We start from the raw sequence: 18,478 nt of genomic DNA on the forward strand, positions 1-18,478 counted from the left end.
CTGAGGGGTCATGTCCCTGCGTTAAGGGGTCACCTCCCTACGTTGAGGGGTCATGTCCTTGCCGATCGCGACAGGGACATGACCCCTCACGCTTGGGACATGACCCCTCAACTGTGAGGCCGGAGGGCGTCGCCGCTAGGCCGTCGCGGGGACGACGCCGGCCACCCGCCTCGCAGGGTGGTCGGCGGCCAGGCGGGGCCCGGCGCCGAGGACGGTCTCCCGGAACGTCGCGCCCGGGGCTGCCTCGGCCAGGAGCCCGCGGCGGCGCAGCTCGGGCGTGACGAGCCGGGCGAACTCGAGCAGGTCGGCGGGGCGGACGGCCGAGGTCAGGTTGAACCCGTCGACGCCGCCCTCGACGGCGAAGCGCTCGAGAGCGTCCGCGACGGTGGCCGGGGAGCCCACGATCACGGGCCCGCGGCCGCCGATCGAGATGAACTTCGCGACCTCCCGGAGGGTCCACGTCCGCTCCGGATCCAGCAGCGTGAACTGGGCGAGCGCGGACTGGTTGGCCTCGCTCCTGATGTAGGTCAGCGGAGCGTCCTGGTCGAGCCCGGAGAGGTCCACCCCGGTCCACCCGGCGAACAGCGCGAGCGCCGCGTCGGTGTCCACGTAGGACTCGTAGTCGGCCAGCTTCGCAGCGGCCGCCTCGTCCGTCTCGGCCACGATGACGGTCGCGAGGTTGAAGGCCCTCACCGAATCGGGGGCGCGGCCGGCCGCGACGAGCTCCGCCCGCAGTCCCTCGGTGAACTTCTTCGCCTGCGCGGGCGTCGAGCTCGAGAAGAACACCGCCTCGGCGTGCTTCGCGGCGAACGCCTTCCCACGGGCCGAGGCCCCGGCCTGGAACAGCAGGGGGGTCCGCTGCGGGGAGGGCCCGACCAAGGCGGGGCCGGGCACCCGGTAGGCGTCGCCGTCGTGCGCGATCCCGCGCACCCCGGCGGGGTCCGCGAAGACGTTCGCGGCGGGGTCGGCGACCAGCGCGCCGTCGTCCACCGAGCCCTCCCACAGCTTGTAGGCGACATCCATGAACTCCTCGGCCCGGTCGTACCGCTCGTCGTGCGGCACCTGCGTGTCGAGGCCGAGGTTGCGCGCGGCCGACTCCTGGTACGACGTGACGATGTTCCACGCGAGCCGGCCTCCGGTGAGGTGGTCGAGCGTGCCGAACCTGCGGGCCAGCAGGTACGGGTGGTCGTAGGTGACCGAGGCGGTGACGCCGAAGCCGAGCCGCTCGGTCGCCGCCGCCAGCGCGGACACGATCAGCAGCGGGTCGAGGGCGGGGTACTGCACCCCGCCGCGCACGGCGGCGTCGGCGCTGCCGCCGTAGACGTCATACTGCCCGAGCACGTCCGCGAAGAAGATCCCGTGGAAGCCGCCGTCCTCGAGGGCCTTGGCGAGCTGCGTCCAGTAGCCGAGCTCCGCGAAGCGGTGGGCCTGCGATTCGGGGTGCCGCCACAGGCCCGGCGACTGGTGCACCGGCACGAGCATCTCGAACGCATTCAGGAGCAGGGGCTTGGTCATGGGGTTCCTTCCGGGTTCGGGTGCGGCGGGGGGTCTGCGGACGACGGCGGGCGGCGCCTCAGGCGGCCGCCCCGCCCTCCGGAGTGGCCGGCTGGCCGGCGGCCTGGACGACCGGGTCCTTGGCGGCGAGTGCGGCCACGGTGGTGAGGACGCCGAGGACGGCGAACCAGCCGCACACGAGCCACGGCGTCCCGCCGCCGGCCTGGAGCAGGGCCGCGGCGACGAGCGGGGTGACGGCCGCGGAGAGGACCGTCCCGACCTGGTAGCCGAAGGACACCCCCGAGTAGCGCAGCTCGGTGGGGAACTGCTCGGCGAACCATGCGGCCTGCGGGCCGTAGATCGCGTCGTGCAGGATGTTCATGCCCACGAGCAGCACGAGCGGCAGGAAGGTCAGGCTGCCGTGGTCCAGGAACCAGAAGAACGGCCAGATGAGAACCACCACGCCCGCGGACGCAGCGACGGCGATGCGCCGGCGCCCGACGCGGTCCGAGAGCCAGCCCCAGAAGGGCCCCGAGAGCAGGCCGATGGCGGAGACGATGAGGATCGCGGCCAGGCCCGAGGTGGTGTCGTGGCGGCGGTCCTTGAGGTAGCCGAGGATGTACACGGTCATGAGCGTGTAGATGGCGGGCTGGACGAGTCGCATGCCGATGGTCACGAGGATCCCGCGCGGGTGCTCGCGCAGCACGCGTGCCACGGGCCGGGCCGCGATGCCCTCGGAGTCCTTGACGGCCGTGAACTCCTCCGCGTCGGTCACGCCGAGGCGGATCCAGAGGCCGATGAGGACGAGGACGCCGGAGAGGAGGAACGGCAGCCGCCAGCCGAAGGACTGGAACTGCTCGGGCGTGAGGAATGCCTGGGTGAGCGCGTACGCGCCGGTGGCCAGGAGCATGCCGGCCGCCGAGCCGACCTGCGTGAAGGAGCCGAACAGGCCCTTGCGGCCAGCCGGGGCGTGCTCGACGGAGAGCAGCGCGGAGCCGCCCCACTCGGCGCCGGCGGAGAGGCCCTGGATGAGGCGCAGGCCCACGAGGCCCACCACGGCGAGGATGCCGATCGAGGCATAGTTCGGCAGGACGCCGATGAGGGTGGAGGCGATGCCCATGGTCAGCAGGGAGGCCACGAGCAGGGCCTTGCGGCCGATCCGGTCGCCGAGATGGCCCGAGATCACGCCGCCGAGGGGGCGGGCGATGAACCCGACCGCATAGGTGGCGAAGGAGGCGAGGACGCCCACGAGGGGACTCGCGTCCGGGAAGAACTGCTTGTTGAACACGAGCGCCGAGGCCGTGCCGTAGAGGTAGAAGTCGTACCACTCGATGGTGGTGCCGACGAACGCGGAGGCGAGGATGCGGCGCTTGGCGCGCAGGGCGCTGCCGAGTCCCGGCTCGGTTCTCAGGAGGGTGGCCATGGAGGTCCTCTTCGGGTCGCGGCGCGAGGCTCGCTCAGGCGCCATACTTACGACGCCGGGGGTCCCGCGCGCCGTCGAATCCTCACCTGGGGCACCCCACTACAGCCGGAGGGTTGCCGTCCGGCAAGCCAGGGCTTGTTGCCGGAACTCTTGATTCTTCGCCCAGTCTGCCGGTGGCTGCCCGCGGGACGAAAACGCGCCCGTCACGGAGGTTCACACAGGCCCCACCCGCCGTCTGGGGCGGGGGTTCAGTAGTCGGGGTTGCTCGGGATGATGAGCCCGGTCTCGTACCCGTAGACCACGGCCTGGACCCGGTCGCGCAGGTGCAGCTTCGTGAGGATCCGGCGCACATGGCTCTTCACGGTCGCCTCCGAGAGGAAGAAGCGGTGCGCGATCTCAGCGTTGCTCAGGCCCTCGCAGATGGCCCGCAGGACCTCGAGCTCGCGCGGCGTCAGATCCTTCAGCAGGGGGTCCGGCGCGGTCCCCCCGTTGCCGCGCGCGGGCGCGCCCGCGCTGCGGACGTAGGTCTCGAGGAGGCGCTGGGTCACGCGGGGGCTCACGACGGCGTCCCCGCTCGCCACGAGGCGCACGGCCTGGACGAGTTCGGCCGGGGCCACGTCCTTGAGGAGGAACGCCGAGGCCCCGGCCTGGAGGCCGGAGAACGCGTACTCGTCGAGGTCGAAGGTGGTGAGGATGATGACCCGGGCGGCGCTGTGGGCGGCCGCGATGCGGCGGGTTGCCTCGATGCCGTCCATCACGGGCATGCGAACGTCCATGAGCACGACGTCGGGCCGCAGCGACTCGGTGAGCTTCACGGCCTCGGCGCCGTTGCCCGCCTCGCCGACCACCTCGAGGCCATCCTCGGACTCGAGGACGAGCCGGAAGCCCATCCGCAGGAGGGGCTGGTCGTCGACGAGCAGGAGCCGCAGGGGCCCCTCGCCGTGCTGGTGTTCCGTCTCGCTCATGCGTCCCCCTCCGTCCGGTGCTGCTCGTCCCCGTGCTCGTCCCAGTGCAGCTCGGTCTCCACGGTCCATCCTCCCCCGGCCCGCGGACCGGCACGGAGGGTGCCGCCGTACAGCGCCGCGCGCTCGCGCATCCCCGCGATGCCGCCGCCCGTCCCGAGGCGAGGCTGCGCGCCGTCGGCCGCCGCGCCGTCGTTCTCGACCCGGATCCGCACGGTGCTGCCCTCCCTCGCCAGCCCGACCTCGGCGCGGGAGACACCGCGCCCGTACCGGAGCGCATTGGTCAGGGACTCCTGGACGATCCGGTAGACGGCGAGCTGGAAGGCCGGGTCCTCGGGCGGCGCGGCCCCGGTGAGGGTGAGGACGGCGGGGAGGCCGGCGGTCCGGAAGCCCGCGACGAGCGACTGGAGGCTCTCGGTCCCGGGGGCGGGGGCGAGGCTCGGGCCCGCCGCGGGCTCGCGGAGCACCCCGAGGACGCGGCGCATGTCCGCCAGCGCGGTGCGTCCCGTGCGGGACAGCTCGCCGAGCACCTCCTGGGCCCGGTCCGGGTCCTTGGCGGCGATCTTCGCCGCGCCGTCGCTGAGGGCGACCATGACGGTGAGCGAGTGCGCCACGACGTCGTGCATCTCGCGGGCGATCCGGTTGCGCTCCTGGACGGAGGCCAGCTCGGCCCTGCGCATGGCCCAGGCGCGGATCTCGGCCTGGTGCTCGCGCGTGCCGCGGACCCAGGCACCGAGACCGGTTGCGAGGACGTCCATCAGCAGCACGGAGACCGCCGCCACCAGGCCCACATACCGGGCGTTCTCCGACACGGCGGGCCCGCGGGGGCTGTAGACGAACGCGTAGTACGCCGAGGCGGGGACCGAGGCCAGCACGGAGGCGCCGAAGGCGATGAGCGCCGGGGCAGAGGCGGCCACGGCGTAGAGGGCGAAGAAGATCGCTGCGCTCATGACCGAGCTGTTCGGGGACTGGTAGAGCAGGGCGGCGTCGATCGCGACGGTCACCACCAGCACGGCCCACGGGGACCGGCGCCGGCCCAGCAGGGCCACCTGCTGGAGGGCCAGCAGGGCGAACTGCCACCGGTTCCCGTGGAGCGCGTACTCGGCGAAGAGCGGGGCCGCGAGGAATACGGCCGCGGCGACGACGATCCAGTCCATCGCCACCGGGCGGTCCGCCAGGTACGCGCGGACGCGGCCCCGCCGTGGCGGGACCGCGAGGGCGAGCGCCTGCGCGCCGGGAGAGTGCACGGTCCTCCTAGACGTCCCGCTGCCTGAGCGTGGTGAAGGCTGCGAAGAGGAGCACCACCACGTAGGCGACGATGACCAGGGTGCCCTGCCACGGCTCGAGGTACGCCGTGTTGAGCGGGTTGCCCGAGCCGGCCTCCATCATCGCGTTCGCGGCGTTCGTGGGGAGGTACTTGCGCGCCTCCTTGAAGAAGTCGTTCGGGATGAGCTGGAAGATGATCGGCAGGACGAACAGGGCCGCGACGAGGGTCACGATGGCCCCGGCCGAGTTCCGCAGGAGGGCGCCGAGGGAGAGGCCCATGAGGGCCACCGCCGCGACGTAGGCCGCGCTCAGGAGCATGATGCGCTGGATGTCCCAGCTCGCCATGTCCAGGTGCAGGCCGTAGTTGCCGAGGATCGGCTGGGCTGCGAGGCCGCCGAGGAAGGCGCCGACGTAGGTGAGCACGAACCCGATGAGGATTGCGTACGCGGCCTTGGCGGCGAGCACCGGCCAGCGCTTGGGGACGGCGGCAAAGGTGGCGCGGGACATGCCGGAGGTGAACTCGGCGCTGATGATGAGCACGGCCAGCGATCCGAGGATGAGCTGGGAGAACGAGACGCCGGCGACCGGCAGCTGCGGGAGGAGCGCCGAGACGTCGATGGCCTCGCGCGGGTTGGTCACGGTGCCGTTGTGCTGGGCCTGGGACACTTGGCCGAATCCCCAGGCCTGGAGGGCCGAGAACCCGACCATGAGCACCACGGAGCACAGCAGGAGGATCCGGGTGGACAGCAGCGAGAAGAGCTTGATGCGCTCGGAGTTGAGCACCCGGGGGAAGGTCGGGCCGCTGAGGGCCGGGGCCGCCGAGCGGCGGGCGTGCTGGACTGCGGTGCTCATCGGTTCGCCTCCTGGGTCTGCGTGGGGGTGGCCGCGGCGGTCTGGGCGGGCGCGGCGGCCCCGTGCCCGGCGTCGGGACGGTCGGAGCGGTACTCCACGTCATCCTTGGTGAGCTCGAGGTAGGCCTCCTCCAGGCTCGCCTGCAGCGGCGTGAGCTCGTAGACGAGGACGCCGGCGCCGAGCGCGGCCTGGGCGATCTCGCGCGGCTCGAGCCCGGACACCTCGAGGAGCTCGCGTTCCTGGGTCTGGATGCTCACGCCCTCGCGGGCGAGGAGCAAGGCCAGCTGCTCGGGGCTGTCGGTGCGGACCCGGGTGCGGGCGCGGCCCTCGCCGTTGAGGATGTCCTGGATCGGGGCGTCCGCGATGATCTTCCCGCGGCCGATCACGATGAGGTGGTCCGCGGTCTGGGACATCTCGCTCATGAGGTGGCTCGAGAGGAAGACGGTGCGCCCCTCCGAGGCCAGGTACTTGACGAGGTTGCGGACCCACAGGACGCCTTCGGGGTCGAGGCCGTTGACGGGCTCGTCGAGCACCACGACCTGGGGGTCGCCGAGCAGCGCGGCGGCGATGCCGAGCCGCTGCCCCATGCCGAGGGAGAAGCCCTTGACCTTCTTGCGGGCCACGGCGCCGAGGCCGGTCATCTCGATGACCTCGCTGACGCGCGAGGTGGGGATGCCGTGCGTGGCCGCGAGGGCCCGCAGGTGCGTGTAGGCGGTGCGGCCGGGGTGCACGGCACGGGCCTCGAGGAGGGCGCCGATCTCCCGCAGCGGCGCCCGGTGCTTCACATACGGCTCGCCATTGACGGTCACCGTGCCGCGCGTGGGCGCATCGAGGCCCATGATCATGCGCATGGTGGTGGACTTGCCGGCACCGTTGGGGCCGAGGAAGCCGGTGACGCGGCCGGGCTGGACGGTGAAGGTGACACCGTCCACGGCCGTCTTGTCGCCGTAGACCTTGGCCAGGTCGTGCGCCTGGATCATGAGATTCCCCTTCGTGTTCGCATGGTTCCACGCTAGGGGTCCGCGCGGGCCGCCGCGACGGCCGTGGGGATGAACTCCGGCCCCCTGGCAGGGCCGGCCTCGTCCTCAAGGATGACTCCCGCCGGCGGTTCCTGCGCCTGCCTCCCTCAGTTGGCGGCCCGCGGCGAGTACACCGTGAGCGCGCCGCGCTCCACCCGCACGCTCGCACGCTGGACGCCGGAGATCACCTCGCCGTCCACCGCAAGGACCAGCGGCCGTCCGACAGCCGCGAGCTCGACCTCCTCGGCATCCCACTCGTGCAGGGCCGGGCTCCGCTCGGCGGTCCCCGTGACCAGGGCGGTGAGGAGCCGGAGACGGGCGAAGCGGGGCCGGGCGCTGGCCGCGCGGAGGTCGAGGATGCCGTCGTCCAGGATGGGGCGCTCGAGGGGGGCGATGTCGCGGGGCCAGTAGCGGCCGCGGCCGATGTAGAGCGTCCACACCTTGCGGCGGACGCCGTCGATCTCGAGCCGGGTGGGGGTCGAGGCGCCGAACGTGCGCAGGGCGGCCAGGGTCCCGGCCGCGCGCTTGGGCAGCCAGGGCAGGCGGCGGCGCAGGTGGTCCCGCCGGCGGACGAGGTTGGGGTAGACGCCCACGCTCGCCGTGTTGAGCATGACGGCGCGTACCTCCTCCGGCGCCTCGCTGCTCCCCCGCTCGGCCCGCACGCGGCCGAGGTCGCACACGAGCGCGGTCCCGGCGGCGACCGCGTCGGCGACGTCGGCTCCCTCGAGCGCGCCGAGGTCGCGGGCGAAGTGGTTGAAGGTCCCGCCCGGCAGCACCGCGAGGGGCAGGCCGAGGTCGGCGCACACGCCGGCCACGGCGCCCACCGTGCCGTCGCCGCCCCACACGCCGAGCGCGCGCACCCCGGAGGTGGAGGCGAGGGACCGGGCCACGTCTTCGGCGTCGTCATCCTCGCCGAGCTCCTTGACCATCGCGGCCGGGAAGAGCTCCCGCACCCTGGCCCCGGAGTCGGTCCCCGCCGGCCCGCTGGCCGGATTGAGGACGACGGCGAGCCCCTCCCCCCGCTCGAGGGCGGGGGCGGGTGCGGGGGTCGTCCGCGCGGGCGGCGCGGTCTCGAGGCGCGCCCACCAGGTGCGCGTCACGAACGCGGCGCCGACCCCGCAGGCGGAGCCGAGGACGACGTCGCTGGGCCAGTGGGCGCCCGTGTGGACCCGCGAGTAGGCCACGCCGGCGGCCAGGGGCACGAGCGCCGCTCCGAGGGGCGGGCTCAGCAGACCCACCCCCGTGGCGAACGCGAAGGCGGAGGCCGAGTGGCCGCTGGGCAGGGACGAGCTCGTGGGCTGCGGGCTGAGGAAGCGGTGCACCGGGAGCGCCTCGGGGTGCGGCCGGGTGCGAGGGAGGAGGCGCTTGGCCACGAGGTTCACGCTTGCGGAGGCGAGCGCCACGGCCATCAGCCCGTGCGCGGCGGCGCGCCGCGGCGGCCCCTTCTTCAGGGCCAGCGCCGCAGCGATGGCGATCCACAGCTTCGAGTGCGTGGCGGCCCGGGTGAGCCAGGAGAAGGCCGGGTCCCACGGGCCGCGCGGGAGCCGGGCCACCCGGTCGACGAGGGCGGTGTCCATGCGCTGGACGGCATGGAACGGAAGGCCGGGAGGCCGGAGGTCACGGAGCCGGCGGGGTCGCCTCATGCGTGCCAGCCTACTGCGCCGCCCCATGCCCGGACCCCTCCTTCCGGGTGACGCCGGCGAGGGCGAGGGCCACGAGGATGGGCACGAGGATCGCGAGCAGTGCGTGCCGCAGCCCGAGGTGGTCCCCGAGGAATCCGAGGAACGGCGGCCCCGCGAGGAAGGCGATGTAGCCGATCGTGGACACCACCGACACCCGCGCGGCCGCCCGGCGGGGATCGTCCGCGGCGGCGGACATGCCCATCGGGAACGCGAGCGCCGCCCCGAGTCCCCAGAACACGGCCCCGACTGCGGACAGAAGGTAGGTACTTGCCAGGGCATATGCGCTCAGGCCGATCAGGGCCGAGACCATGCTGATGCGCAGGGCGGCGACGCGGCCGATCCTGTCGATGATGCGGCCGCCGAACCAGCGGGCCACGGTCATCGCCCCGACGAAGACCGCGAAGAGCGCGGCCCCGGCGGCCTCGCTGGCGTCCAGGCCGTCCACCACGCCCTTCGAGATCCAGTCGTTCCCAGCTCCCTCGGTGAGCGTGGCGCCCAGGACCACCACCCCGATGAGGACGGTGCGGGGATGGCGCCAGGCGTCGAGCACGGTGCCCTTCGGCGCCCGTGTCTCGGCCGCGGGGATCCGCTCCGCACCGCCGTCCCCCGGCGCGGCAGCCGCGGCTCCCTCATGGGGCGACCCGCCGGCGTCGTGCGCAAGGAAGTACCGCGGCACCACGGCGATGATCGCCGCGACGACCACCACGATCGCGAACAGGTGCAGCGAGAGGTCGATCCGGGCGGCGCTCAGGGCTGCCCCGATGAGGGCGCCGAGGACGGCGCCACCGCTGAACGCGGCGTGGAACTGGGGCATCACGGTGCGGCCGAGCCGGTGCTCGACGTCCGCACCGCCGATGTTCTGGGCGACGTCCCAGAAGGCGATCCCGCTGCCGAAGAGGACCATGCCCGCGGTGACGACCCACACCGAGTGCGCGAGCAGGCCGATGCCGAGGACCGCGCCGGCGGTGATGGCCAGGGAGCCGCCGAAGCGGACGGTGGCCTTGAGCCCGATCCGGTCGACGATCGTCCCGGTCAGCGGCAGCGACACGAGCGAGCCGAGGGCGCCGACGAGCAGGACGGCGCCCATCTCGCCGGTGCTCAGTCCCAGCGTCTCGGTCACGGACGGGATGCGCGCTGCCCAGGAGGCGAAGATGAACCCGTTGGTGCCGAAGATGACGAAGATGGCGATGGCGGCTGCCCGGACGGTGCCGGCTGAGTCGGTGCGGGTACTCATGGGGCGCCCACCGGCGTCCCCCAATCCGTCGATCGCATGGCCCTACTCAATCACCCCGGGGCGGCGGGCCGCGCGCGCCGCGTCGGAGCGGCCGGGAATCCGATGCTCTACGGGGTGGCCGAGGGCGAGGCTGTCCCGGTGCCGGAGGCGGCACCAGCCGTGACCATGCTGCCGTCGGGTGCGACGAGGTACCAGACGCCCGCCACTCCCTGGCCGCTGGCCTGGCCGGCCGCGGTGTCCTTGGCGTAGTAGTAGATCGGCAGCCCGTTGAGGGTGATCTGCTTGCCGCCGTCCGCGGCAGGGATGCTGCCGACCTGCGCCGTGATGCCCTCCGCTGTCGGCTGCTGGGCGCTGGTCACCGCCGGCCACAGGGTCGCGCAGCCGCCGAGGCAGACGCTCTTCGACTCGCCGCGCTTGTCCTCGGTGTAGAAGTACACCGGCAGGCCGTCCGCGTCGACGACCACCCTCCGCCCGTCCACCGTCGCCGTCTTCAGGCCCGTGGTCGCCTTCCCGGATGCCTCAGGGCGTTCGGCTCCCGCGGCGTAGCCGCTCGGGGACGCCATCGGAGCGGTCGACTGCCCCGCTGCGGGGCCGGCGCCTCCGCAGGCGGAACAGAGGGCGCCGCAGGTGACGACGGCCGAGGCGAAGATCAGGATCCGTGACCTGTGCTGCATGGCGTGGCCTTCCGACGAATGCGTGTGCTCACTGGCCTCCTACCCCGTTCCCGTCCCTTGACCCGGCCTGTTTGGCCCGGGCCCGCCGCGGGCACAGGAATGCGTATGAGCGACGACACCGCGACCCTCGGCAGCCCCGACCCCGAGCCCCAGGGAGGGCTGGACCGTGACCCGGGCGACTGGGTGACCGGAGACGAGCCGATGACGGCCGCCCAGCGCAGCTACCTCGACACGCTCGCGAGGGAGGCCGGGGAGGAGCTCCCCGCCGACATCACCAAGGCGGAGGCCTCGCGGCACATCGACAGGCTCCAGGGCAAGAGCGGACGGCTCTCGGAGGACCCCGGCCAGCAGTAGTCCGCGGCCCTCCCGGAGGTGAGCGAGGTCCCACTCCGGGTGGGGTTCACGGGCACTCGAAGCCGCTGGTAGGCGTGCCCGGATCGTGGGCGCCCACGATCTCGAGCGCGACGTCCCTGAGCTTGCGGTTCCGGTGGTTGGACGCCTGGACCAGGATCTCCATCGCCTCCCGCTGCGTGCAGTGGGACTGGCCCATGATGATGCCGAGGGCGAGGTTGATCGCCGTGCGCGAATCGAGCGCCGCCATGAGGTCGCCCGCGAGCTCGTTTCCCGCGGCGAGGCGCAGCGCGATCCTGAGCGCGCCGGCGGCCTCGGCGGCCACGGCGGAGAGTTCCTCCCGGTCCGGTGCCGTGAAGGCGTTGCGCCTGACGCCATAGCAGTTCAGCGCCGCGCTCGCCTCGCTCTGCAGCGGGATCGGCGCGGCCATGAGCGACCGCGGGCCGTAGTCCCTGATATGCGAGACGAAGCCGGCCCATCGTTGCTCGGACCACAGGTCCCCGGAGCTGACTGCCGAGCCGGTCCGAGCCGCCTCGAGGCAGGGTCCCTCGTCCGCCGCGTACTGGAGTTCATCCCACCGCGAGGCCTCCGGGTCGCTTGAGGCGATCGTGGTGCCTCGGCGGCGCCGCTGCAGGGTCACGCTGCAGTAGTCGGCCCCACGGGGGGCGAGCCGTTCCGCGGCAGCGCCGGCCAGCTGCCCCAGGAAGGCCTCCAGGTCCTCGCTCGCGAGCAGGGCTTCCTGCAGCTGGAGCGCGGTCACCGTCCGTGTCTCGATGTTCTCGCTCGTCACCTTGCCGCCTCCCTCGGCGCCCGTCGGGTGGAAACTCCCCTTCCGTTTCCTCCATCATCCGACTGGTTCTCCCCGAACGCAACGATTGCGAGCACGCACGGATTGAGCGGTTCCCGGTCAGTGGCGGGACACCTCGAGGGCGCGGGCGACGGCGGCCCCGGCGCCCTGAGTCCACGGCTCACCGTGGCCGGGCAGGAGGATCGAGGCCTCCGTCGAGGCCAGGGCGTCCAGGGAGGCCAGGGCGGCCCCGCTGTCCGCGGTCGCCGCCTGGGCCACGATCTGCGGGCCGCGGCCACCCGTGTAGGGGTCGAGGGTCACGAGGGCGTCGCCGGTGATCACTGCGCCGCGCTCGGGGAACCACAGGGCGACCGAACCGGCGGTGTGGCCGGGTACCGGCAGGAGGGTGGGGGCGCCCGGCAGCGACCGCAGGGCGTCCTGATCGAGGGGGCGCACCTCGCGGATGCCCGGCACGGCGAACGCGCCGGCGGCCGCCATCCGCCCGAGGGCTGCGAGGGACTTGGGGTACCGGACCGGATAGAGCAGCGCGCTCCGCTCGTGCCGGTAGCGGTAGGGATGGGCAGCGATGTAGTGGTCGGCGGAATGCGCGTACACCGGGATCCCCAGCCTCGCCCTGAGACGGGTGGCCGACCCGATGTGGTCGAAGTGTCCGTGGGTCAGGACGAGCGCCCTGATGTCCTCCGGTCCTCTGCCGAGTGTCCGGACGGCCCGCGCGAGCAAGCGCTCGCTCGAGGGGAATCCGGCGTCCACCAGCATCAGGCTCCCGCCGTCCTCGACCACGTACAGGTTGGTGGCGGCGTGCTCGAGCCGGTGGATCCCGGGGGCCGCGTTCTTGGTGAACATTGCGACCGGTTACCCCGCCGGGCCGGGTCGAAACGGCGGCTCAGCCCGCCTTGACGAGGAAGTTCTTCAGCAGCGGCCCGGACACGGTCGCACCGAGGCCTCCTTCCTCGACGAACACCGCGACCGCGAGGTCGCCGTGGGTTCCGATGATCCAGGCGTGGGTCTTGGGCGGGCTGTCGGAGCCGAACTCCGCCGTGCCGGTCTTCGCCCCTACGGGGGCGCCGGGGACATCCGCGAGGAAGCCCGCGTGCCCGCTCGTGACCACGGCCCGCATCATGTCCTTCAGCACCGCCGCCTCGGCCGCCGTGAGCGGTGGGCCTGGCTGGGAGGCGGGGCTCGCCGTCGTCCCCGCGGGCGACGGCGCGGGGCTGGCCGAGCCGCTCCCGGTAGCCGGGGCGGCACCCGCGGCGGTGGCGGACGCGACCGCGGACGGCGACCCGCCCGGCGTCGTGCCTGTCTGCGGGTTCAGCACGAGCTGCGCCGAGACGGGCGAGCCCTTCGCGACCGACGCGGCCATGATCGCGGCCGTGAGCGGGGAGAACAGCACCCTGCCCTGGCCGATCATCGAGGCGGCGTGCTCGGTGGAGCCGGCGTCGCCGGGGACGGATCCGAGGAAGGCCGGCGCCCCGAGCCTGGGGGCGTCGACGGCCACCCCGAGAGAGGTCGCGGCGGACTCGAGCTGAGCCTGCGAGACCTTGTCGCGCTGGGAGATGAAGGCGGTGTTGCACGAGTGTGCGTAGGCGTCGCGCAGGGTGATCTCGCCGAGCGAGGAGGCCGGGTAGCCGGTCGCGTTCTGGAAGGTCTTGCCGTCCACGGTGAGCGTGGGGGTGCACTGCACCTTCAGGTCGGCGGTGGCGCCCTGGCGGATGAGTGCGAGGGAGTCGATGGTCTTGAAGATCGACCCGGGTGCGTACTGGCCGAGCATCGCGGTGTTGTAGCCGTTGCTGCCGGGCCCGGAGGCGGCGGCGAGGACCGCGCCGTCGGAGGGGCGCAGCGCCACGATCGCCGAGGCCGGCCCGATGCCGGCGAGCTCGTCCTCCGCGAGCTGCTGGAGTCGGGGGTCGAGGGTGGTCTTCAGGGGCGTCCCCGGCACCGGCTGCTTCGTGAAGAGCGTGCGCCGCACCCCCGGCTCGGCCTTGAGCTTCTCCGCCGTGAGGTCGCCGGGCTGTGCGTAGACCGTGACGCCGTCCTGGCCGCGGAGCTGGGCGTCGTACTGGGCCTGCAGCCCGCTGGCTCCGGTCGTCTCGCCGGGCTGGATCGCCCCGCCCGAGTCCTTCACCTGCTCGGCCGTGGCCTGCCCGACGACGCCGAGGACTGGCCGGGCGAAGGTGCGGGTCGGTGCCAGCGGCATGCTGTCCTTGACGGTGATGGCGCCGGGGACGGCCGCGATCTGGCTGTCGGTGGGTGTGCGCCCGGGCTCGTCGCGGAGCGTGATGGCCTCCACGAAGGCCTTCTCGCCGGCGGCCTTGACCTGCTTCGTGAACTCGCCGGGGTCGATCTTGACCAGGGCGGCGAGCTTCGTGGCGGAATCGGCCTGCCGGTCGGCGGCGAGCTGGGACTTGTCGATGCCCACGCGGAGCACGGGCCGCTCGGTCACGAGCTTCGCCTCTCCGGCCCCGAGGATGTCTGCGCGGGCCGGTGCGGCGGTGTCGACCGCGAGGACCTCCGCCTCGGCGAGCTGGGGGGCGAGGAGGTCGGGTTTCCACTGGGTCAGCCAGCGGTCGCCGTCCCGGGCGAGCTGCGCCGTCGTCTGGTACGTCCAGTCCTGCCCGGCGAGCTTCCAGTCGTAGGCGAGGACGACGTCGGCCTTGTCGCCGTCCACTTTCGGCTCACCGGCCGTGACGGCGGGCTTCACGTCGCCGAGGCCCTTGAAGGCGGCGGCGAGCTGCTGCTGGGCAGCCGCCGGGTCCTTGCCCTTCAGGGGCACGCCGCCGACATCGCGGGCGGCAAGCGCCGAGGCGAGCTGTCCGGCGGCCTGCTTGGCCGCCGTCTGGCGACCGTCGTCGCACGAGGTGAGCGCCGCGCCCATCAGGGCGGCGGCGAGGACGAGCAAGACCACACGGAAGTTCCCCACGCCGACAGCTTAAGCGGTGGCTCCGACAGGACTGGGACCGCCCGGGCGACGCCGTGGATCCGGCGGGGGCGGCGGGTCAGCGCCTGCCGTTGCGGGCCTCGTCCGCCCGCAGCGACCAGGCAGCCAGGAGGGCCAGGGAGAGCGGGTAGGCGAGGGTTCCGACGATGCCCCCGGCGCAGACGAGGACGAGGATCACCGCCAGTGCCGCGGCGGCCGCGACCCGTATCCGGACGCGTCGGGAAACCGGGGTCTTCTGGTGAGAGCTGACAGCCATCGCCCTCGCCTCCTGGTCATGCTGGAAGGCACGTTCTGGCGAGGGCTGCCGAGCCCAAGGTGAAGCCTGTTCCCCCGCGACCTGCTTGTCCACGATGCCCCAGCCCCCTGGAATCAGGGTCGTCCCGCGGCGGGGATCCGGGCCAGAGTCCAACGGCCCGGGCGCCCAGCACCGGGGAGGTCGGGGTGCCCGCGGGCCTATCCGCTCCAGACGTCGCCGGCTTCCAGGCGGCTGATCTGGGCCAAGGCCTGTTCCATGTCGAGGCCGGCGCGACGGAGCTCCTCCAGGGTCTGCTCCCGGCGCCGGACCGCTTGGGGGTCGAGGGCAGCCGTCCCGTGGGATGGCAGCTGCGGGCGGACCGGGTCGCGCGGCGGCCGGCCGGAGTCGGCCGGGTCGAAGGGGCCGGGCGAGTGGTTGCGTGCGGCCGCGGGGCGGTCGTGGTGGCGCGGGGGGCGAGCAGGGGCGTTCTTCATCGGACTCCGTTCTGCATCCTGGGACAGCTTCTTCCCAGAGTCCGAGACGGCGGCTCTCGTCTGGAGGGCCAAAAGTCCCACATCTTGGCCCTCCCGGACGCGCGCTCCCCGGGTCGGGGATGCGGGCGGCGGCTGGACGAGCGTCACCGCCCTCCCGCCGCGCCCTCCCGGACTGATGCCCCGTCCACAGCCGGATCCGCTGCGGCTGCCGCGTCCACGGCGGCGAGCAGTTCGGCGGTGCGGACATTCTTCAGGACGAGCGCGTAGGCCCCTGCAGCGGCGGCGCGGCGGTCGAGCTCGGGGGCCTTCCACGCGGCCAGGAGCACGCACCGGATCGAGGGGGCCGCTTCCCGGACGCGGCGGCAGATGTCCACGCCCGCTCCGGTGAGCATCCCGACATCAAGCACACAGACGTCCGGCCGCAGGTCGAGGATCTGTGCCACCGCGGCGTCGGGGTCCCGGTGTGTGCCCACAACGTCGAATCCCTCGTCCTGCAAGAGCTCGTGAAGGCTCTCGCGGGCCAGGTCATGGCGGTCATAGATGAACAGCCGGGCCCGCGGGCGCGCGGCAGCAGAGGATGGTTGGGGGTACATGGGCTGGCTCCTTCCAGTTCGATCCAGAAGGGGACCCAGAGTGCACCGCGCACTCATTCGGTCCGGAAGGGGATCGCCCAGTCCTGCCGTTCTCCCGCTGCCGCGGCCTCTTGGATAGGGCAGGAATCCCCATGGACTTCGAAAGGATCCTCGGGGCGGGCCCTGACCAGCGGGCGCAGGGCCGGCAGGTGTCAGAGCCTGAGTTCGAGCAGCACCGTGTCCCGCCAGGTCCCCGCGAGCGGCCCGTGCCCCATGAGGGCGATCCGTTCGCGGCGCCCGACCTCGCGGAAGCCGAACTTCCGGTGGAGTGCCAGGCTCGGGGCGTTCTCGGGGAAGACGGTGGCCTGGACGGTCCAGATCCCGCGGTTCCGCGATTCCTCGAGGAGGGCGTCCATGAGGAACGTCCCCACGCCGCGTCCTCCGGCCGCGGGGTCCACGTAGAGCGAGTGCTCCACCACCCCGCGGTAGACCTCGCGGGCGGACACGCGGCCCGCCCCGGCCCAGCCGAGGACCGGAGAGTGGGAGCCCGACTCGCAAGCCACGAGGACGAACTCCTTCCTCGCCACAAAGGCCTCCCAAGTGGGCGGCGGTGCCGATTCGAAGGTCGCATCGCCCGGCTCGATCCCCGCGGCGTAGATGTCCCGGATCCGCGGCCAGTCCCCGGCGGTGGCGTCGCGGGCTGTCAGGGCGTGCCGGGCCTCGGCGGGATGGGCGTCCATGGGGCGATGGTACGCGCCCGGGCCGCCGTCCCGGGGCCTACCTGGCTCGCTCGACGCGCCCCTCGTCCCACACCGGTTCGGCAGCCTCGCGGACGGTGCCGTCCGAGCCGAACACGAGGACCCGGTCGAAGGACTTCGCGAACCAGCGGTCGTGGGTCACGGCCAGGACGGTGCCCTCGAACGCATCGATGGCCCTCTCGAGCGCCTCGCCCGAGTGGAGGTCGAGGTTGTCGGTGGGCTCGTCGAGGAGGAGCAGCGTGGCCCCGGAGAGCTGGAGCAGGAGGACCTGGAACCGGGCCTGCTGGCCGCCCGAGAGCGACTCGTACTTCTGCTCGGACTGGCCCGCGAGCCCGTAGCCGTCGAGGGCGCCCGCTGCGGCCTCCCGCGCCAGGCCGGAGCGGTGCTCGTCGCCGCGGTGCAGGATCTCGAGCAGGGTCCGGCCCGCAAGGTCCGGCCGGGAGTGGGTCTGGGCGAAGTACCCGGGCCGGACGCGGGCGCCGAGCCTGACCGTCCCCTCGTGCGGGACGGGCGTGATGACCACCTCGGAGACCGGCAGGTGCTCGCGCGCCGGATCGGTGCCCCCGAGGGCGAGCAGGCGCAGGAAGTGGCTCTTGCCCGAGCCGTTCGATCCGAGCACTGCTACCCGGTCCCCGAACCAGATCTCGCTGGAGAACGGCCTCATGAGTCCCGTCAGCTCGAGTTTCTCGGCCACGACCGCGCGCTTGCCGGTGCGCCCGCCGCGCAGCCTCATCCGCACGTTCTGCTCCACGGGCAGCGCCTCGGGGGGCCCGGCGGCGAGGAATTTCTCGAGCCGGGTCTGGGCTGCGTGGTAGCGGTTGGCCATGTCGGAGCGGAACGCGGCCTTGGTCTTGTACATGGTCACGAGCTCCTTGAGCTTCGCGTGCTCCTCGTCCCAGCGCTTGCGCAGTTCCTCGAACCGGGCGTTCCGTTCGGCCCGTGCCTCGACATAGGAGGCGAACCCGCCGCCGTGGATCCAGGCGCTCGCCCCGTTGATCCCGGGCTCGAGCGTGACGATGCGCTGGGCAGCGTTGTTGAGCAGCTCCCGGTCGTGGCTGATGAAGAACACCGTCTTGCGCGAGGCGTTGAGCTTGGCCTCGAGCCAGCGCTTGCCGGGGACGTCGAGGTAGTTGTCCGGCTCGTCGAGGAGCAGGAGGTCGTCGGGGCCGGCGAAGAGGGCCTCGAGGACGAGCCGCTTCTGCTCGCCGCCGGAGAGGGTGGCAGCCGCGCGGTGCTGGGCGCGCTCGTACGGGACGCCTAGCGCCGCCATCGTGACCTCGTCCCAGACGGTCTCCCACTCGTACCCGCCGGCGTCCCCCCACTCGGCGATCCCGTGGGCGTAGGCCATCTGGGTGGCCTCGCCGTCGTCCTCCATCATGGCCAGCTCGGCGGCGTCGAGTGCCCGGCCGGCGGCCGCGACGTCGGCGGGAGCGGCCCCCAGCAGGAGGTCACGCACCGAGGAGCCGTCGCGCACCTGGCCGATGAACTGGCGCATGACGCCCAGGGAGCCGGACCGCCCCACCACGCCCTCATCGGGTGCGAGGTCGCCTGCGATGATCTTGAACAGGGTCGTCTTGCCCGTGCCGTTCGGGCCGATGAGCGCAGTCTTCGAGCCTTCCGGGACCTTGAAGGTCACGCCGTTCAGGAGCGGGGTGCCGTCCGAGAGGACGTAGTCGATGCCGGAGAGGTCGAGGTGGGCCACCCATCAAGCGTAGTGGC

Annotated in this window: 18 protein-coding genes and 1 riboswitch; of the genes, 1 reads left to right on the forward strand and 17 read right to left on the reverse strand. The window is 72.9% G+C overall.

The window, feature by feature from the left end:
• Positions 1-135: 135 nt before the first annotated feature.
• The 9 genes from J2W20_RS13045 to J2W20_RS13085 form a co-directional block, all read right to left on the reverse strand.
• Entirely contained in the window at positions 136-1,515 is a 1,380-nt protein-coding gene (locus tag J2W20_RS13045; RefSeq protein ID WP_307007106.1) for an LLM class flavin-dependent oxidoreductase, read from the reverse strand.
• 58 nt (positions 1,516-1,573) lie between these two features.
• A complete protein-coding gene (locus J2W20_RS13050; protein ID WP_307007108.1) occupies positions 1,574-2,917 on the reverse strand; it encodes an MFS transporter in 1,344 nt (447 codons plus the stop codon).
• Positions 2,918-2,955: 38 nt separating this feature from the next.
• A riboswitch (SAM riboswitch) is annotated at positions 2,956-3,073 on the reverse strand.
• A gap of 92 nt (positions 3,074-3,165) precedes the next feature.
• Positions 3,166-3,882: a response regulator gene (locus J2W20_RS13055; RefSeq protein ID WP_307007109.1), complete on the reverse strand. Its 717-nt coding sequence runs from the start codon at positions 3,880-3,882 to the stop codon at positions 3,166-3,168.
• Positions 3,879-5,126 carry a sensor histidine kinase gene (locus J2W20_RS13060; protein ID WP_307007111.1) on the reverse strand — a complete coding sequence of 416 codons (1,248 nt, stop codon included), beginning with the start codon at positions 5,124-5,126 and terminating at the stop codon, positions 3,879-3,881. The genes J2W20_RS13055 and J2W20_RS13060 overlap by 4 nt, the downstream gene beginning before the upstream one ends.
• Before the next feature lie 7 nt (positions 5,127-5,133).
• Entirely contained in the window at positions 5,134-5,997 is an 864-nt protein-coding gene (locus J2W20_RS13065) for an ABC transporter permease (RefSeq protein ID WP_307007112.1), read from the reverse strand.
• Positions 5,994-6,977 (reverse strand): ABC transporter ATP-binding protein, encoded by a 984-nt coding sequence (locus J2W20_RS13070; protein ID WP_307007113.1) that lies wholly within the window; start codon positions 6,975-6,977, stop codon positions 5,994-5,996. Before J2W20_RS13070 ends, J2W20_RS13065 begins: the two co-directional genes overlap by 4 nt.
• A 146-nt stretch (positions 6,978-7,123) precedes the next feature.
• Entirely contained in the window at positions 7,124-8,659 is a 1,536-nt protein-coding gene (locus tag J2W20_RS13075) for a bifunctional phosphatase PAP2/diacylglycerol kinase family protein (RefSeq protein ID WP_307007114.1), read from the reverse strand.
• Between the two features lie 10 nt (positions 8,660-8,669).
• A complete protein-coding gene (locus J2W20_RS13080) occupies positions 8,670-9,932 on the reverse strand; it encodes an MFS transporter (RefSeq protein ID WP_307007115.1) in 1,263 nt (420 codons plus the stop codon).
• Between the two features lie 107 nt (positions 9,933-10,039).
• A complete protein-coding gene (locus J2W20_RS13085) occupies positions 10,040-10,606 on the reverse strand; it encodes a COG4315 family predicted lipoprotein (protein WP_307007116.1) in 567 nt (188 codons plus the stop codon).
• 105 nt (positions 10,607-10,711) lie between these two features.
• Between J2W20_RS13085 and J2W20_RS13090 the strand changes: the two genes are divergently transcribed.
• The gene (locus J2W20_RS13090; RefSeq protein WP_307007117.1) at positions 10,712-10,960 is read left to right on the forward strand and encodes a DUF3072 domain-containing protein; all 249 of its coding nucleotides are present in this window, start codon (positions 10,712-10,714) and stop codon (positions 10,958-10,960) included.
• Between the two features lie 46 nt (positions 10,961-11,006).
• Here J2W20_RS13090 and J2W20_RS13095 read toward each other — a convergent pair whose 3' ends face one another.
• From J2W20_RS13095 to J2W20_RS13130, 8 genes are all read right to left on the reverse strand, one after another.
• On the reverse strand, positions 11,007-11,747 hold the full coding sequence (locus J2W20_RS13095) for a GAF and ANTAR domain-containing protein (protein WP_307007118.1): 741 nt from the start codon (positions 11,745-11,747) through the stop codon (positions 11,007-11,009).
• Between the two features lie 117 nt (positions 11,748-11,864).
• Positions 11,865-12,608: an MBL fold metallo-hydrolase gene (locus tag J2W20_RS13100; protein ID WP_307007119.1), complete on the reverse strand. Its 744-nt coding sequence runs from the start codon at positions 12,606-12,608 to the stop codon at positions 11,865-11,867.
• A 40-nt stretch (positions 12,609-12,648) separates the two neighbouring features.
• The gene (locus J2W20_RS13105; protein WP_373458015.1) at positions 12,649-14,682 is read right to left on the reverse strand and encodes a penicillin-binding transpeptidase domain-containing protein; all 2,034 of its coding nucleotides are present in this window, start codon (positions 14,680-14,682) and stop codon (positions 12,649-12,651) included.
• Positions 14,683-14,758: 76 nt separating this feature from the next.
• Positions 14,759-14,956: a hypothetical protein gene (locus J2W20_RS13110; RefSeq protein ID WP_307007120.1), complete on the reverse strand. Its 198-nt coding sequence runs from the start codon at positions 14,954-14,956 to the stop codon at positions 14,759-14,761.
• Between the two features lie 197 nt (positions 14,957-15,153).
• Positions 15,154-15,429 (reverse strand): hypothetical protein, encoded by a 276-nt coding sequence (locus tag J2W20_RS13115; protein ID WP_307007121.1) that lies wholly within the window; start codon positions 15,427-15,429, stop codon positions 15,154-15,156.
• A gap of 143 nt (positions 15,430-15,572) precedes the next feature.
• A complete protein-coding gene (locus tag J2W20_RS13120) occupies positions 15,573-16,022 on the reverse strand; it encodes a response regulator (RefSeq protein ID WP_307007122.1) in 450 nt (149 codons plus the stop codon).
• Positions 16,023-16,213: 191 nt separating this feature from the next.
• A complete protein-coding gene (locus tag J2W20_RS13125; RefSeq protein ID WP_307007123.1) occupies positions 16,214-16,741 on the reverse strand; it encodes a GNAT family N-acetyltransferase in 528 nt (175 codons plus the stop codon).
• A 37-nt stretch (positions 16,742-16,778) separates the two neighbouring features.
• Entirely contained in the window at positions 16,779-18,461 is a 1,683-nt protein-coding gene (locus J2W20_RS13130) for an ABC-F family ATP-binding cassette domain-containing protein (protein ID WP_307007124.1), read from the reverse strand.
• Between the last annotated feature and the right edge of the window lie 17 nt (positions 18,462-18,478).

This window comes from Sinomonas atrocyanea (assembly GCF_030812675.1).
GTDB classification, from domain to species: Bacteria; Actinomycetota; Actinomycetes; order Actinomycetales; family Micrococcaceae; genus Sinomonas; species Sinomonas atrocyanea_B.

Bases quoted from the DNA above. Each gene is read 5' to 3' on its own strand.
- J2W20_RS13045 (WP_307007106.1), bottom strand. From the start codon at position 1,515: ATGACCAAGCCCCTGCTCCTGAATGCGTTCGAGATGCTCGTGCCGGTG.
- J2W20_RS13050 (WP_307007108.1), bottom strand. From the start codon at position 2,917: ATGGCCACCCTCCTGAGAACCGAGCCGGGACTCGGCAGCGCCCTGCGC.
- J2W20_RS13055 (WP_307007109.1), bottom strand. From the start codon at position 3,882: ATGAGCGAGACGGAACACCAGCACGGCGAGGGGCCCCTGCGGCTCCTG.
- J2W20_RS13065 (WP_307007112.1), bottom strand. From the start codon at position 5,997: ATGAGCACCGCAGTCCAGCACGCCCGCCGCTCGGCGGCCCCGGCCCTC.
- J2W20_RS13070 (WP_307007113.1), bottom strand. From the start codon at position 6,977: ATGATCCAGGCGCACGACCTGGCCAAGGTCTACGGCGACAAGACGGCC.
- J2W20_RS13075 (WP_307007114.1), bottom strand. From the start codon at position 8,659: ATGAGGCGACCCCGCCGGCTCCGTGACCTCCGGCCTCCCGGCCTTCCG.
- J2W20_RS13080 (WP_307007115.1), bottom strand. From the start codon at position 9,932: ATGAGTACCCGCACCGACTCAGCCGGCACCGTCCGGGCAGCCGCCATC.
- J2W20_RS13085 (WP_307007116.1), bottom strand. From the start codon at position 10,606: ATGCAGCACAGGTCACGGATCCTGATCTTCGCCTCGGCCGTCGTCACC.
- J2W20_RS13090 (WP_307007117.1), top strand. From the start codon at position 10,712: ATGAGCGACGACACCGCGACCCTCGGCAGCCCCGACCCCGAGCCCCAG.
- J2W20_RS13100 (WP_307007119.1), bottom strand. From the start codon at position 12,608: ATGTTCACCAAGAACGCGGCCCCCGGGATCCACCGGCTCGAGCACGCC.
- J2W20_RS13110 (WP_307007120.1), bottom strand. From the start codon at position 14,956: ATGGCTGTCAGCTCTCACCAGAAGACCCCGGTTTCCCGACGCGTCCGG.
- J2W20_RS13115 (WP_307007121.1), bottom strand. From the start codon at position 15,429: ATGAAGAACGCCCCTGCTCGCCCCCCGCGCCACCACGACCGCCCCGCG.
- J2W20_RS13120 (WP_307007122.1), bottom strand. From the start codon at position 16,022: ATGTACCCCCAACCATCCTCTGCTGCCGCGCGCCCGCGGGCCCGGCTG.
- J2W20_RS13125 (WP_307007123.1), bottom strand. From the start codon at position 16,741: ATGGACGCCCATCCCGCCGAGGCCCGGCACGCCCTGACAGCCCGCGAC.